Below are 13361 nucleotides of genomic sequence, written 5' to 3'. Positions count from 1 at the left end.
GGCAAGTTGACTTGCCGCCCGTTTCTACCGATCCTCCCGATGCTTCGCCGTTTTGGGCTGGCCTTCCTTGCAAGGTTCTGGTCCCGGCGTAACAGCGTTCGTTTTAACAGCTAGAGGAGACTGCCCCCATTCGCCGTCCCATGAGAAGCGCCGCGCCGGTCCAGAAGGACGGCCCGCGTACCAACGAAGACATCCGCGTCCGCGAAGTTCAGCTGATCGACGAAAGTGGCGAGAACCGCGGCACCGTTCCGACCCATCAGGCCATCCAGATGGCGCGCGACGCAGGCCTAGACCTCGTCGAGATTTCCCCGAACAACAATCCGCCGGTCTGCAAGATTCTGGACAGCGGCAAGTTCAAGTTCCAGGCCCAGAAAAAGGCCGCGGAAGCGCGCAAGAAGCAGAAGACCGTCGAGGTCAAGGAAATCAAGCTGCGCCCCGGCATCGACAAGCACGACTATGAAGTGAAGATGCGCTCGATCCAGCGCTTCTTCGAAGAGGGCGACAAGGTGAAGGTCACGCTTCGCTTCCGTGGCCGCGAAATGGCGCATCAGGAGCTGGGCTACAAGCTGCTCCAGAAGCTGAAAGAGGACACGACCACCATCGCGAAGGTCGAGATGGAGCCGATGTCCGAAGGCCGCCAGATCGTCATGATCCTCGCACCGCGCTAAAAGCGGCCTGACCCCCAAATACTTGAAAATACTGGCCGTCTCGTCTATCGAGACGGCCTTCGAGCCGACCGGCCATTCATCAGGGCTGCCGTGGCGGCTTTCGAGCGCTCAATTCCGAGCAATTACAGTAACTTAGGCGGGCTTGCCCGGCCAAAGTCCATGGAGAGCAAAATGCCCAAGCTGAAGACCAAGTCCGGCGCCAAGAAACGATTCAAGGTTTCGGCCACCGGCAAGGTGATCTCCGGTCAGGCGGGAAAACGCCACGGCATGATCAAGCGGACCAAGAGCCAGATCCGGAAGCTGCGCGGCACGCGCGTGATTTCCGAGTCCGACGCCGAGCGCGTCCGCAAGATCTTTCTGCCCTACCACTAAGCAGAACCGTTTCTCGTTTCCTGATCCCGAAGGAGTTTCATCATGGCTCGCGTCAAACGCGGCGTAACTTCACACGCCAAGCACAAGAAGACTTTCAAGGCCGCCAAGGGTTTCTATGGCCGCCGCAAGAACACCATCCGCACCGCGAAGGCTGCCGTCGACAAGTCGATGCAGTACGCCTACCGCGACCGCAAGAACAAGAAGCGCACGTTCCGCGCGCTCTGGATTCAGCGGATCAACGCCGCGGCGCGCGAAGAAGGCCTCGTCTACGGCCGCTTCATCAACGGACTGAACAAGGCCGGGATCGAAGTGGACCGCAAGGTGCTGGCCGACCTCGCCGTCCACGAGCCGGCGGCGTTCAAGGCGCTATGCGCACAGGCACGCGCCGCTCTTAACTGAGCGCGCGCCGTGGCCGACCACTCCAAGCTCGAATCCGATCTGATTGCGCAGATCGCGGGCGCGGCCGACGAGGCCGCGCTCGAAGCCGTGCGCGTAAGCGCGCTAGGCAAGAAGGGTTCGGTCTCCGAACTGCTCAAGGGCCTCGGCGCGATGTCGCCGGACGAGCGCAAGGCCGAAGGCGCGAAGATCAACGCGCTGCGCGACCGCGTGACGGGCGCGCTGGAAAAGAAAAAAGCCGAGCTGAAAGAGAAGGCGATTGCCGGAAAGCTCGCGGCGGAAACTGCCGACGTGACGCTCCCCGTTCGCGCCGCGCCTGCCGAGAGCGGCCGCATCCATCCGATCTCGCAGGTGATCGACGAACTGACCGCGATCTTCGCGGACATGGGCTTCTCGGTCGCGGAAGGCCCGGACGTCGAGACCGATTTCTATAACTTCACGGCGCTGAACTTCCCCGTCGGCCATCCGGCGCGGGAAATGCACGACACCTTCTTCTTCCCGCCCGACGAGAAGGGCGAGCGCAAGCTGCTGCGCACGCACACCTCGCCGGTGCAGGTGCGCTCGATGCTGAAGCAGAAGCCGCCGATCAAGATCATCATTCCGGGCCGCACCTATCGCTCGGACTCGGACCAGACCCACACGCCGATGTTCCATCAGGTCGAAGGTCTCGTGATCGACAAGAAATCGCACCTCGGCCACCTGAAATGGATTCTCGCCGAGTTCTGCAAGGCGTTCTTCGAAGTCGACGACGTGAAGATGCGCTTCCGTCCGTCGTTCTTCCCGTTCACCGAACCGTCGATGGAAGTCGACATCCAGTGCGACCGCTCCGGCGGCGACATCAAGTTCGGTCAGGGCACCGACTGGCTGGAGATTCTCGGCTGCGGGATGGTGCATCCTAATGTCTTGAAGAATTGCGGCCTCGATCCCGACGAGTATCAGGGCTTCGCCTGGGGCATGGGCATCGACCGCATCGCGATGCTGAAATACGGCATGCCGGATTTGCGTCCGTTCTTCGAGGCGGACGTGCGCTGGATCGAGCACTACGGCTTCCGCCCGCTCGACTTCCCGACGCTTGCGGGAGGATTGAGCACGTGAAGTTCACCCTCTCCTGGCTGAAGGATTATCTCACGACCGACGCGACGGTCGCGGAGATTGCCGAAAAGCTGACGGAAGTCGGCCTCGAAGTGGAATCCATCGAGGACAAGGCGGCGACGCTCGCTCCCTTCGTGGTCGCGAACGTGATCTCCGCCGAGAAGCATCCGAACGCTGACAAGCTGCGCGTCTGCATGGTGGACATCGGCGACGGCAATCCGATTCAGGTCGTCTGCGGTGCGCCGAATGCGCGCGGCGGGATGAAGGCCGTGTTCGCGCGTCCCGGCACCACGATCCCCGCGAGCGGCGACGTGCTGAAGATCGGCGCGATCCGCGGCGTGGAATCGCGCGGCATGCTCGTTTCCGAGCGCGAGATGGGCCTGTCCGACGAACATTCCGGCATCATCGAAATGCCGGCCGACGCGCCGCTCGGCAAACCGTTCGCTGAAGTGCTCGGCCTCAACGATCCCGTGTTCGATGTGGCGGTGACGACGAATCGTCCCGACGCGCTCGGCGTGCATGGCATTGCGCGCGACCTCGCGGCCGCAGGCCTCGGTACGTTCAACGACAAGCCGCCGAAAAATATTCCCGGCAAGTTTCCCTGCGCCATCAAGGTGAAGATCGAAGCGCCGGAGCTTTGCCCCGCATTCGCGATCCGCGTGATCAAGGGCGTGAAGAACGGCGCTTCGCCGGAATGGCTGCAAAAGCGCCTGCGCGCCATCGGCCTTCGTCCGATCAACGCGCTGGTCGATATCACGAACCTGCTCACCCACGACCGCTCGCGCCCGCTGCATGTCTTCGACGCGGCGAAGGTGAAGGGCAATCTCGTCGTGCGGCGCGCGAAGCAGGGCGAAAAAATCCTCGCGCTCGACGGCAAAACCTACGAACTGGATGAAACGATCTGCGCGATCTCCGACGACGTTGCCGTGGAATCGCTCGCGGGCGTGATGGGCGGCGAGGAAAGCGGCGTTTCGGAAGCGACCACGGACGTCGTCGTCGAATCCGCGCTGTGGAACCCGCTCAACATCGCGCAGACCGGCCGCAAGCTCGGCTTGAATTCGGACGCGCGCTTTCGTTTCGAGCGCGCGGTCGATCCGGGTTTCATGTTGCCGGGCCTGGAGCTTGCGACGCAGCTCATTCTCGAAATGTGCGGCGGCGAGCCTTCGGAAGTTTTCACCGCGGGCGAAGTGCCGGACACCAGCCGCGTGATCGATTTCCCGGTCAGCGAACCGAAACGCCTCACCGGCATTGAAATCAAGGCCGACGAAATCAAGCGCATCCTTGCGGCACTCGGCTTCACGACCGCGGGCGCCGGCGAGACGCTGAAAGTCTCGCCGCCGAGCTGGCGCGGCGACATCGAAGGCAAGGCGGATCTCGTCGAAGAAGTCGTGCGCATCGCGGGACTTGAGCGCGTGCCGCAAACTCCGTTCGAGCGCGACGACCATGCGCGCAAGCCCGTGCTGACCACATTGCAGAAGCGCACCCGCGCCGCGAAGCGTGCGCTTGCCGCGCGCGGCTCGCTGGAAGGCGTGACGTGGTCTTTCATCTCGAAGGAACATGCCGAGCGTTTCGGCGGCGGCGCGGCCGCGCTCGCACTGTCGAATCCCATCGCGTCGGATCTTTCCGACATGCGCCCAAGCTTGATTCCGGGCCTCGCACTGGCCGGGCAGAAGAACGCAGATCGCGGCTACGCAGATGTCGCGCTGTTCGAGGTCGGCCAGATTTTCCTCGGCGACAAGCCGGAAGAACAGTTGATGGCGGCCACTTCGCTGCGCCGGGGCGCGGCCAAGGTTTCCGGTAGCGGCCGTCACTGGCAAGGCTCGTCCGGCAATGTCGACGTCTACGACGCGAAAAGCGACGCGCTGACCGTGCTTGCCGCCTGCGGCGCGCCGACCGACAAGGTGCAGATCGTGGCGGGCGGGCCGAACTATCTGCATCCGGGCCGTTCCGGCACGATCCAGCTTGGGCCGAAACTCGTGCTCGGCTATTTCGGCGAACTGCATCCGCTCACGCTCGACGCGCTCGACATCGAGGGTCCGGTATCGGTTGCGGAAATTTTCCTCGACCGGCTTCCCGAACAAAAGGCCAAGCCGACGAAGGTAAAGCCGAAGCTCGATCTCTCGCCGTTCCAGCCGGTGACGCGCGACTTCGCGTTCCTCGTCGACCGCAAGGTCACGGCGGCGGAGATCATCCGCGCCGCGCAGGCCGCCGACAAAACGCTGATCGAAGCGGTCGATGTGTTCGACCTCTACGAAGGCAAAGGCGTGCCGGAAGGAAAGAAGTCGCTTGCGATTGCTGTCACGTTGCAGCCGCGCGAGAAGACGCTCACCGACGCCGAGATCGACGCCGTCGCGAAGAAGATCGTGGACGAAGTCTCGAAGAAGACCGGCGCGACGCTGCGCTAAGCGAGCATTAAATCCGCGAACACGAAGCCGCCGCGCTCGACGACTTCGCCCATCTTCACTTCCAGATTTTCCGAGAACATCGGCCCGCCCGTGACGCAGGTGTGAAACTCGCCGTTCTCTGCGCAAGGATCGATGCCCGGGGGTAACGCCTCAAGCAACGCTTCGCCGAATTCCGCCCGCAAGCTCGCGCGGCATCTTCTTCGGATCGATACAGACGACGCGCGCCTTTAGCCCGCCCGCGATCATCTCGCGCGCGAGTTGGCCGGTCGGGATTTTCCAGAGCGGGAACACACCCTCGATTCCAGTGCCGCGCAGTTTTTCTTCGCGATAGGCGCGGATGTCTTCCAGAAACAGGTCGCCGAAGATGATTTTCGAAATGCCGCGCGCCCGCAGGCCGCGCACCATTTCGCCCATGCGCGCTTCGTAGATTTCGTTCGGACAGGGAGACGGAATCGTTACCGGAAAAAGCGGCAGGCCCGCTGCCTGCAATTGCGCGTCCAGCACTTCACGCCGCACGCCGTGCATCGAAACGCGGTCGAAGTTCTCCGTAATGGTCGTCAGCGCGCCGGCGATCTCGTATTCGCCCGCAAGCCGCCCCCGATGCAGCGCCCATGCCGAATCCTTGCCGCTCGACCAGGAAATCAGCGCTTTCGGTTTGCTCATCGTTTGGCGGGCAATACGCGCAACGCCGCCAGCGCGGCGCGTTCGCCGGACAACATTGCGCCCGCGACCGTGCCGTAGTGGGTTTCGTGGATCGCTTCGCCCGCGAAGAAGATGCGCTCGTTCGCGGCGTCGAACAGCGTGCGCCGCGCGCCGGCGAATCCCGGCTGCACGGCGGCGTGCGAACCACGAAAATATTCTTCCCGGTCCCAGCGCGCGATGGCGGACCAGCCGACGCGCTTCGCGACGTCCGCGCCGAAATGTGCGGTGAGCATCTCGCGCACGAAGGCGAGCATCTCGCGCTCGCCCGCGCCGGAAAGTTCGCGCGCGAAGGCGCCGCCGATATCGGCGTAGGCGGTATCCGTTCCGCCGACCCGCCCGACGAGACGCATGGTGCGGCGGCCGAGCGCGCGGAACAGAATCGTTTCGTCGTCTTTCAGGCGCAGCGGATTGCCCGGCAATTCGAACGCGACGCGGTTCTGCACGCCCATGGTCATGCGCGATAGCGCCGATGAAATGCGTTCCGGCAGCGACGGCGAGAAACGGATCATCCCGGCCGCCAGCACGCCCGGCGATGCCGTGACGATGACGGCGTGAGCCTGCACCGCGCCGCGCGCGGTCTCGACCACGACGTTGCGCTTCGCCGCGACCTGAATCGCGCGCACCGCCGTATTCAACTGAACCGGGATTCCGCGCGAGACGGCGAGGATCAGCGCCGCCATGCCCGCGCGGGCGGCGAGTTCCTCGCTGCGTTCGGCTGCCCGGCTGAAATCCACCGTGGAGACGCGGTCGAGTTCGACGCCGCTCGTCAGCGGACCAAGCAGAAAGGAAGCCGTGCCGTGCCAATCGCCGAGATCGGGCAGCACGGAAGTCGCGGGCAAATCCTGTCCCACCTCGCCGGCTGCGGCGATGGCGCGCGCGGTGCGGCGCACGGCGGCGGTGAAGTCGTCGTATTCGGCGTCGCGCGCCTCGCGCATGCCGAGATAGAGACGGCGCGAAAGCAGCGGCGCGTAGAGTTCGAACTTGTTCGCTTCCGCATAGGCAACCAGCGGATTTTGCCGCGGCGTATAGAGGCGATGCGCGCCGAGATCGGCAGGCGTGCCGAACGGAGAAATGGTTCCGGCAATCCTGCCGCCGATGCGCGGCAGCGCTTCGAGAATGACGTGGCTGCGGCCTTGCGCCGATAGTCTGCGCGCGGCGGCGATCCCGGCCGCACCCGCGCCGACAATGATGACATCCACTTCGCGCGGCATTTGCGCGAACGCGCCGCGCGGCAGCGCGGCGGGCAATGCGGAGAGGAGCGCTGCCTTCAGCAGCGTGCGGCGGTCGAAATGTGCAGGCATGGTAAAAAATTACTTGATTGCAATACCATAACAGGTCCGGAATGGCGCCGCGATGGCGGTGGCACAAGGCTTTGTGAACCGCGCGGAAACCGGATTAGGCTAGGCTCAAACCGGGACAAAAGACGCCCGGCAATCCGGGCGTGGGGGACGCCTCCGGCATGACCGACCAGGTATTCGGCTTTTTGAGCCGCCGCATCGTCAAATACCTCGAATCGCCCTCGCCGGGCGCGGACATGCACACGCCGAGCGATCAGGACGCGATGGCCGCGGTGCTGCAAGCCGGCGACGTCATCCTGGTCGAAGGCAATTCGCGCGTCTCCGGCATCATCAAGTATCTCACCCAATCGACGTGGTCGCACGCGGCGCTGTATGTCGGGCCGCGCTTCAACAAGCGCGGCATGGACGGCACCCCGCATGTGCTGATCGAGGCCAACCTCGGACAGGGCGTCGTCACCGCGCCGCTCTCGAAGTACAAGGATTTTCACACGCGCATCTGCCGCCCGGTTGGCCTCAGCGACGACGACCGCGAACAGGTCGTCAGCTACATGATGAAGCGGCTCGGCATCGAATACGACGTGAAGAACATCATCGACCTGATGCGCTACCTGATTCCCGCGCCGATCCCGCAGCGTTTCCGCCGCCGCATGCTGTCCTTCGGTTCCGGCGTGCCTACAAAAGTGATCTGCTCCGGCTTGATCGCGCAGGCGTTCGAAGCCGTGCGCTATCCGATCCTGCCGCGCATCGAACTGATCGACAGCAAGGAAAAGCGCCGCGAGATTCTCCACATCCGGCATCACTCGCTCTACATGCCGCGCGACTTCGACATTTCTCCTTATTTCCGCATCGTGAAGCCGACCATCGAACTCGGCTTCGACTACCGCAAGCTGCGCTGGGCGAACCGGCCGCTGCCGCCCGAGGAGGAGCGTGATGCTGCGCCCCGCCCTTTAGCGGAAGGCGGCAACCCGCCGCTGGTTCCTGAACTTCCCGTCCCCGCAGAAACACCGATCGCCGCTTCTCTCCGCGCATAATCGCGCGTAAGAATCGCGGCATGATTTCGGATGCCCTTGGCGCGTTCGCGCAGGTCTTCTCGCCGCCGCTTCGCAAGGTTTTGCTGAAGTCGATCGGCCTTGCGATCCTGCTGCTCATCGCGCTGGGCGCAGGCTTGCAGTGGCTGTTGCGGTTCCTGTTGCCGCTCGCGCATCCCTACGACTACATCGCGGAAATCCTGCTCGGCCTGCTTACGCTGGTCGTCGCGTTCTTCGCGATGGCGCCGGTCACATCCGCGATCGGCGCGATCTTCGCGGACGAAGTCGCCGGCGAGGTGGAACACACGAACTATCCGGCCGATCCGCCCGGCAAACCGCTACCACTGGCGCAGGCTTTGTTTCTGTCGGCGAAATTTTTCGGCGTCGTGCTCGCCGTGAACATCGCCGCGGTGATTTTGTGGTTTGTCATTCCGGTGCTGAACGTAGGCGTGTTCTATGTCGCGAACGCCTATCTGCTTTCGCGCGAATATTTCGAGATGGCGGCGATGCGTTTCCGCACGCCGGAAGAAGCGCGGGCCTTGCGGCGCGCGAACGCGGTGCCGGTCTTCGTCTCCGGCCTCGTGATCGCGGCCATCGTCGCGGTGCCGGTGCTCAACCTGATCACGCCGGTTTTCGCCACCGCCTTCATGGTGCGGCGGCACAAGCGCTTCATGCCGAAACGTGAAATCCTGCCGCCGTATCGCGGCGCGGGGATCTAGAGCGTCTTTTCCGGCCAGCGGCAAAGGTCGTTGACGATGCAGGCCGGGCATTTTGGATTGCGCGCCAGACAAGTGTAGCGCCCGTGCAGGATCAGCCAGTGATGCGCGTGCGTCATGAAGCGCGCGGGAATCACGCGGTTCAATTCCAGCTCGACTTCGAGCGGATTTTTTCCCGGCGCAAGGCCGGTGCGGTTGCTGACACGGAATACATGCGTGTCCACCGCCATGGTCGGCTCGCCGAAGGCAATGTTGAGCACCACGTTCGCGGTTTTCCGGCCCGCGCCGGGGAGCGCCTGCAATTCCTCGCGGGTCTTCGGCACTTCGCCGTTGTGCCGCTCGATCAGCATGCGCGAGAGCGCGATCACGTTCTTCGCCTTGCCCTTATAGAGACCGATGGTCTTGATGTAGTCGCGCAGCTTTTCCTCGCCGAGCGCCGCCATCTTCTCCGGCGTGTCGGCGACCTTGAAAAGCGCGCGCGTGGCCTTGTTCACGCCGGCGTCGGTCGCCTGCGCCGAAAGCACGACCGCGACCAGCAGCGTAAAATTATTGACCGATTCCAGTTCGCCCTTCGGATGCGGGTTGGCTTTCTCCCAGCGCGTGAACGCCTCGGCGACTTCCCGCTCGTTCCAGCGACGGGGCGTTGCCGCTTTCTTGGTCTTCGCCGGGATGGTCGTGCGTTTTTTGGCGGTCGCTTTTTTGCCCATAGCCCCTCTATAATTGCCGGATGAACGCGAGCAACCCGATTCCGGAGCCACAGCTCCTGTACGAGCGGCTATCCCCGCATCGCTCGCTCAGCCCGCGCGGCTTCGCGATTTTGATGCTGACGCTCGGCGCGGCCAGCTTCGTGGTCGGCCTTGCTTTCCTCCTGATGGGCGCGTGGCCGATCTTTGGCTTTCTGGGCCTCGACGTTTTTCTGGTGTGGCTCGCGTTCCGCGCGAACTTCCGCTCGGCGCGGGCGTTCGAGGAAATCCTGGTCACCCCGGTACGGCTGGTCTGGCGCAAGGTATCCGCGCGCGGCGAGCAGCGCGAAGACACCATGAACCCGCGCTGGGTGCGCCTCGATACGACCTCCGACGAATTGTCGGGCGTTACCCGCATCGCGCTGACCGAACGCCGCATTACGCGCGTGATCGGCGCATTCCTGCCACCGGTGCAGAAAGAGCGTCTCGCGAAGTCGCTCGCCTCCGCGCTCGCGACCGCGAAGCGATAAATCCCGCGAAATCGGGTGGCTTGCGCTATCCTGCGAGCCTACCTCCTCCACCAATGGAGGATATTGCGATGCTTGCCGGAGCCATGAAGATTTCAGACACCGCGAACCGGCAGGATTACGAAACGGTTCGCCGCGCGATCGAATATCTGACCAGAAAGTTCCGCGAACAGCCGGAAGTGGAAGCCGTTGCGGCAGCCATGAAGACGGACCCGCGCACGCTGAACGAATTGTTCCGCCGCTGGTGCGGGCTGACACCGAAGGCCTTCTTGCAGGCCGTCACCCTCGACAATGCGAAGCAACTGCTCGCGCAGTCGCCGAACATTCTGGAAACGAGCTACGAACTCGGCCTGTCGGGGCCGGGGCGGCTGCACGATCTTTTCGTCGTGCACGAAGCGATGTCGCCCGGCGAATGGAAAACCGGCGGCGAAGGCCTCGAAATCCGCTATGGCTTTCATCCATCTCCCTTTGGAACTGCGCTCGTGATGGTGACGAAACGCGGCCTATGTGGCCTCGCCTTCGCCGATCCCGGCAAGGAAAACGCGGCGCTGAAAGACATGCGCGCGCGCTGGAAGAACGCAGACTACGCCGAAGACTCCGCCGCCACCGCCGATATCGCCGCGCGCATCTTCCAGTCCGAGCGCTGGAAGCCGGATACGCCGCTCCGCGTGGTGTTGATCGGCACCGATTTCGAGGTGCGGGTCTGGGAGACGCTCCTGAAAGTGCCGCTCGGCCGCGCGGCGACCTATAGCGACGTTGCGAAGAAAATCGGCAAGGACAATGCGGCGCGCGCGGTCGGCGCAGCGGTCGGGAAAAACCCGATTTCATTCGTGGTGCCGTGTCACCGCATCGTTGGCGTAAGCGGTGCGCTTACCGGCTATCACTGGGGATTGACGCGAAAACGCGCAATGCTCGGCTGGGAACAGGCACGGTTGATTACCTGAACGGCTTGATCCCCTGCCCACGCCGCATCATGCTGTCCCTCTTTGGGGGTATTCGTATGAGCTGGCAGGCTATTGTTTCCATGGCAATTTGCGTTGCGTTTTTCATTGTCGCGATCATGCTGATCCTGGGCGGACTGAATATTACATCCGCGATCGCGCGCTATGCCGGAATCGGCGCCGGGGCGGCGCTTGGCGTAATCACCGGGCCGATCCTGCAACGCAAACTGTTCGGCTGACTTCAGGACGCGAGATCGAGCTTCTCCGCGACCGTCGCGTCGGCGTTCAGCCTGTAGATGATCGGCACGCCGGTCGCGAGTTCGCGCTTGATGATGCTTTCGGGGGTGTGATTCTCCAGCACCATGATTAACGCACGCAGCGAATTGCCGTGCGCAGCGACCAGCGTGCGCTCGCCGCGCAGCACACCGGGCAGGATGTGCTGCACGTAATAGGGAAGCGCGCGCGCGACCGTATCCTTCAGGCTTTCGCCGCCCGGCGGCGGCGTGTCGTAGGAGCGCCGCCAGATGTGAACCTGCTCCTCGCCCCATTTCTTGCGGGCGTCGTCCTTGTTCAATCCGTTCAGATCGCCGTAGTCGCGCTCGTTCAGCGCCTTGTCCTTGTGAACCGTAATGCCGCCCTGGCTCATCTCGTCGAGCACCAGCCCCAGCGTGCGCTGCGCGCGCTTCAGCGCGGAGGTGTAAGCGACATCGAACTGGATGCCACGCGCCTTCAACTTCTGCCCGGCGGCCTTGGCTTCGGATACGCCCTGTTCGGTGAGGTCGACATCGCGCCAGCCCGTGAAAAGGTTCTTCAGGTTCCACTCACTCTGGCCATGACGGACAAGAACCAGCAGACGTTCCATTTTTTCACTTCCTGATCTTTATGCGCGCGATACTCGCCGCGACGTGCCGGGCCATCCGTACCGCCGCGTGCGGCGTGAGGTAAAACAAAGCGGCCGTCCCCGCAAGGAAGCCGAGCAGCAGCGCAAGGTCGCTCCGCGTTTCCAGCCCCGGAAACTCGCCGCGGGCATAGCGATAGACCACGAAGCCTGCGAGAAAGATCATCGGCGCGGCCAGCACCAGTCCGATACGATGCGCGGCCGAGCGGCGCGGTGGCGTTTCGTCCACGGCTATTTTCCACGCCGGGCGGTGATGCCGGCGGCAATCATGACTGCCGCGCCGAGCAGAAACACCGCGAGACCGGCGATCAGGGAAATCGGGCGCGGCGCAATTCCCGTGACCCGCGAAACAAACGGCGTGCCGAGAAAATAAATATAGAGCGCGACCAGTAACAGAATAAAAAGCGCGGGGAGCGGCTTCGACTTCATTGCCGTTACGAAAGACCGAGCACGTCCGCCATCGAATAGATGCCGGGCTTCTTTCCCTTGCCCCACTTCGCTGCCGCAAGCGCGCCGCGCGCGAAGATCATGCGGTCCTCGGCCTTGTGGGTCAGTTCGATGCGCTCGGATGCGCCCGCGAAAATCACGCTGTGCTCTCCGACCACGGTGCCGCCGCGCAGCGTGGCAAAACCGATGTCGCCCGCCTTGCGCGCGCCGGTATGCCCGTCGCGGGAGCGAACCGAGTTCTTCGCGAGGTCGATCCCGCGCCCTTCCGCCGCTGCATTGCCGAGCAGCAGCGCGGTGCCGGATGGCGCATCGACCTTCCTGTTGTGATGCATCTCCAGCACTTCAATGTCGAAGTCCGGGCCAAGCGCGGCGGCAGCGCGCTTCACCAGCGCGGCCAGCAGGTTGACGCCGAGGCTCATGTTGCCGGACTTGATCAGCGCCGCATGGCGCGCGGCCGCTTCAAGTTTCTTGTCGTCGGCATCCGACAGGCCGGTGGTGCCGATCACATGCACGATGCGCGCCTGTGCCGCGAGCGCGGCCAGTTCGACGGTCGAAGCGGGCGTGGTGAAGTCGATGATCGCGTCGGCCTGCGCCACTAGTGGCAGCGCGCCGGCCACGACCTTAACGCCGGAAGGCTCATGTCCTGCAAGCAAGCCGGTATCCGCGCCGATTTCGGCCGCACCTTCACGATCAACCGCCCCCGCCAGCGCGAAACCCGGCACTTCGTAAATCGCGCGCAGCAACGTGCGGCCCATGCGGCCGCCGGCACCGGCGATGACGAGACGAAGATCGGCCATTTCGCGCGCTCCAGAATACGCGCGCGGGTATAGCGTGACCGCGCGGAGCGGGAAAGCAGCGCCGTCGAGGCAGCGTTAAGACGGCTGCGGGCCGTCGTACCCTTCGATGATGACGATGTCGCCTTCCGAGATCGGCGCGCGGATCGAGATGGCGTGCGCGTATTCCGGCGAATGGTAGCAATCGACCGCCGCCTGATAGCTGGGGAATTCGATCACCACGTTCCGCGAGCGCGAGGAGCCTTCCGGATTCTCGAACTTGCCGCCACGCACCACGAAACGCGCGCCGTATTTCTTGAAGGCGATGGCGTTGGCGTCGCGATACTTCCCGTAGATGTCGTCGTCCCGCACGTCGACCCGTGCAATCCAGTAACCCTTTGCCATTTCACTCCCC

17 protein-coding genes and 1 pseudogene are annotated in these 13361 nt (G+C 63.7%); 10 read left to right on the top strand and 8 right to left on the bottom strand.

What is annotated here, in order from left to right:
- Positions 1 to 128 precede the first annotated feature (128 nt).
- The 5 genes from infC (at position 129) to pheT (ending at position 4933) form a co-directional block, all read left to right on the top strand.
- Entirely contained in the window at positions 129 to 668 is a 540-nt protein-coding gene (infC, locus tag KF794_15070; GenBank protein ID QYK46730.1) for a translation initiation factor IF-3, read from the top strand.
- 171 nt (positions 669 to 839) lie between these two features.
- Positions 840 to 1040, top strand: a complete 201-nt coding sequence (gene rpmI / locus KF794_15065) for a 50S ribosomal protein L35 (protein ID QYK45045.1) — start codon at positions 840 to 842, stop codon at positions 1038 to 1040.
- A 42-nt stretch (positions 1041 to 1082) separates the two neighbouring features.
- Complete coding sequence (rplT, locus tag KF794_15060) at positions 1083 to 1439, top strand: 50S ribosomal protein L20 (GenBank protein ID QYK45044.1); 357 nt, start codon at positions 1083 to 1085, stop codon at positions 1437 to 1439.
- A 9-nt stretch (positions 1440 to 1448) separates the two neighbouring features.
- Complete coding sequence (gene pheS, locus KF794_15055; protein QYK45043.1) at positions 1449 to 2531, top strand: phenylalanine--tRNA ligase subunit alpha; 1083 nt, start codon at positions 1449 to 1451, stop codon at positions 2529 to 2531.
- Positions 2528 to 4933 carry a phenylalanine--tRNA ligase subunit beta gene (pheT, locus tag KF794_15050; protein ID QYK45042.1) on the top strand — a complete coding sequence of 802 codons (2406 nt, stop codon included), beginning with the start codon at positions 2528 to 2530 and terminating at the stop codon, positions 4931 to 4933. The genes pheS and pheT overlap by 4 nt, the downstream gene beginning before the upstream one ends.
- Here the strand turns inward: pheT and KF794_15045 are convergent.
- Both KF794_15045 and KF794_15040 read right to left on the bottom strand, forming a co-directional pair.
- Positions 4930 to 5596: pseudogene (locus KF794_15045) on the bottom strand (adenine nucleotide alpha hydrolase). The gene pheT and the pseudogene KF794_15045 sit on opposite strands and share 4 nt — an antisense overlap.
- Positions 5593 to 6936 (bottom strand): FAD-dependent oxidoreductase, encoded by a 1344-nt coding sequence (locus KF794_15040; GenBank protein QYK45041.1) that lies wholly within the window; start codon positions 6934 to 6936, stop codon positions 5593 to 5595. The pseudogene KF794_15045 and the gene KF794_15040 overlap by 4 nt, the downstream one beginning before the upstream one ends.
- 158 nt (positions 6937 to 7094) lie before the next feature.
- Here KF794_15040 and KF794_15035 point away from each other — a divergent pair, with 158 nt between their 5' ends.
- Together KF794_15035 and KF794_15030 are read left to right on the top strand one after the other, a co-directional pair.
- Entirely contained in the window at positions 7095 to 7964 is an 870-nt protein-coding gene (locus tag KF794_15035) for a lipo-like protein (GenBank protein ID QYK45040.1), read from the top strand.
- Positions 7965 to 7984: 20 nt separating this feature from the next.
- Positions 7985 to 8680 (top strand): sulfate transporter family protein, encoded by a 696-nt coding sequence (locus KF794_15030; protein ID QYK45039.1) that lies wholly within the window; start codon positions 7985 to 7987, stop codon positions 8678 to 8680.
- Here KF794_15030 and nth read toward each other — a convergent pair.
- Positions 8677 to 9384, bottom strand: coding sequence for an endonuclease III (gene nth, locus KF794_15025; GenBank protein QYK45038.1), 708 nt, complete (start codon positions 9382 to 9384; stop codon positions 8677 to 8679). The two genes, KF794_15030 and nth, sit on opposite strands and share 4 nt — an antisense overlap.
- A gap of 20 nt (positions 9385 to 9404) precedes the next feature.
- Here nth and KF794_15020 point away from each other — a divergent pair, with 20 nt between their 5' ends.
- The 3 genes from KF794_15020 to KF794_15010 all read left to right on the top strand — a co-directional run bounded on the left by KF794_15020 (position 9405) and on the right by KF794_15010 (position 11067).
- Positions 9405 to 9890, top strand: coding sequence for a DUF2244 domain-containing protein (locus KF794_15020; protein QYK45037.1), 486 nt, complete (start codon positions 9405 to 9407; stop codon positions 9888 to 9890).
- Between the two features lie 68 nt (positions 9891 to 9958).
- Positions 9959 to 10831: a bifunctional helix-turn-helix domain-containing protein/methylated-DNA--[protein]-cysteine S-methyltransferase gene (locus tag KF794_15015; GenBank protein ID QYK45036.1), complete on the top strand. Its 873-nt coding sequence runs from the start codon at positions 9959 to 9961 to the stop codon at positions 10829 to 10831.
- A gap of 56 nt (positions 10832 to 10887) precedes the next feature.
- Positions 10888 to 11067 carry a hypothetical protein gene (locus KF794_15010; protein ID QYK45035.1) on the top strand — a complete coding sequence of 60 codons (180 nt, stop codon included), beginning with the start codon at positions 10888 to 10890 and terminating at the stop codon, positions 11065 to 11067.
- Between the two features lie 2 nt (positions 11068 to 11069).
- On the opposite strand, the gene KF794_15005 is transcribed toward KF794_15010, so the two are convergent.
- From KF794_15005 to KF794_14985, 5 genes are all read right to left on the bottom strand, one after another.
- On the bottom strand, positions 11070 to 11690 hold the full coding sequence (locus tag KF794_15005) for a 2,3-bisphosphoglycerate-dependent phosphoglycerate mutase (protein ID QYK45034.1): 621 nt from the start codon (positions 11688 to 11690) through the stop codon (positions 11070 to 11072).
- Between the two features lie 4 nt (positions 11691 to 11694).
- Positions 11695 to 11955, bottom strand: a complete 261-nt coding sequence (locus tag KF794_15000; protein ID QYK45033.1) for a hypothetical protein — start codon at positions 11953 to 11955, stop codon at positions 11695 to 11697.
- Between the two features lie 2 nt (positions 11956 to 11957).
- The gene (locus KF794_14995) at positions 11958 to 12155 is read right to left on the bottom strand and encodes a hypothetical protein (GenBank protein ID QYK45032.1); all 198 of its coding nucleotides are present in this window, start codon (positions 12153 to 12155) and stop codon (positions 11958 to 11960) included.
- A 5-nt stretch (positions 12156 to 12160) separates the two neighbouring features.
- Complete coding sequence (gene dapB / locus KF794_14990; GenBank protein QYK45031.1) at positions 12161 to 12970, bottom strand: 4-hydroxy-tetrahydrodipicolinate reductase; 810 nt, start codon at positions 12968 to 12970, stop codon at positions 12161 to 12163.
- A gap of 75 nt (positions 12971 to 13045) precedes the next feature.
- Positions 13046 to 13351 carry a DUF1330 domain-containing protein gene (locus KF794_14985; GenBank protein ID QYK45030.1) on the bottom strand — a complete coding sequence of 102 codons (306 nt, stop codon included), beginning with the start codon at positions 13349 to 13351 and terminating at the stop codon, positions 13046 to 13048.
- Between the last annotated feature and the right edge of the window lie 10 nt (positions 13352 to 13361).

The sequence above is a fragment of the Xanthobacteraceae bacterium genome, from assembly GCA_019454205.1.
Classification (GTDB): Bacteria; Pseudomonadota; Alphaproteobacteria; order Rhizobiales; family Xanthobacteraceae.
The sequence above is the reverse complement of the archived record's forward strand: the minus strand, read 5'-3'. Positions and strand labels throughout refer to the sequence as shown.

Bases quoted from the DNA above. Each gene is read 5' to 3' on its own strand.
- rpmI (QYK45045.1), top strand. From the start codon at position 840: ATGCCCAAGCTGAAGACCAAGTCCGGCGCCAAGAAACGATTCAAGGTT.
- rplT (QYK45044.1), top strand. From the start codon at position 1,083: ATGGCTCGCGTCAAACGCGGCGTAACTTCACACGCCAAGCACAAGAAG.
- KF794_15040 (QYK45041.1), bottom strand. From the start codon at position 6,936: ATGCCTGCACATTTCGACCGCCGCACGCTGCTGAAGGCAGCGCTCCTC.
- KF794_15035 (QYK45040.1), top strand. From the start codon at position 7,095: ATGACCGACCAGGTATTCGGCTTTTTGAGCCGCCGCATCGTCAAATAC.
- KF794_15030 (QYK45039.1), top strand. From the start codon at position 7,985: ATGATTTCGGATGCCCTTGGCGCGTTCGCGCAGGTCTTCTCGCCGCCG.
- nth (QYK45038.1), bottom strand. From the start codon at position 9,384: ATGGGCAAAAAAGCGACCGCCAAAAAACGCACGACCATCCCGGCGAAG.
- KF794_15020 (QYK45037.1), top strand. From the start codon at position 9,405: ATGAACGCGAGCAACCCGATTCCGGAGCCACAGCTCCTGTACGAGCGG.
- KF794_15015 (QYK45036.1), top strand. From the start codon at position 9,959: ATGCTTGCCGGAGCCATGAAGATTTCAGACACCGCGAACCGGCAGGAT.
- KF794_15010 (QYK45035.1), top strand. From the start codon at position 10,888: ATGAGCTGGCAGGCTATTGTTTCCATGGCAATTTGCGTTGCGTTTTTC.
- KF794_15005 (QYK45034.1), bottom strand. From the start codon at position 11,690: ATGGAACGTCTGCTGGTTCTTGTCCGTCATGGCCAGAGTGAGTGGAAC.
- KF794_14995 (QYK45032.1), bottom strand. From the start codon at position 12,155: ATGAAGTCGAAGCCGCTCCCCGCGCTTTTTATTCTGTTACTGGTCGCG.
- dapB (QYK45031.1), bottom strand. From the start codon at position 12,970: ATGGCCGATCTTCGTCTCGTCATCGCCGGTGCCGGCGGCCGCATGGGC.
- KF794_14985 (QYK45030.1), bottom strand. From the start codon at position 13,351: ATGGCAAAGGGTTACTGGATTGCACGGGTCGACGTGCGGGACGACGAC.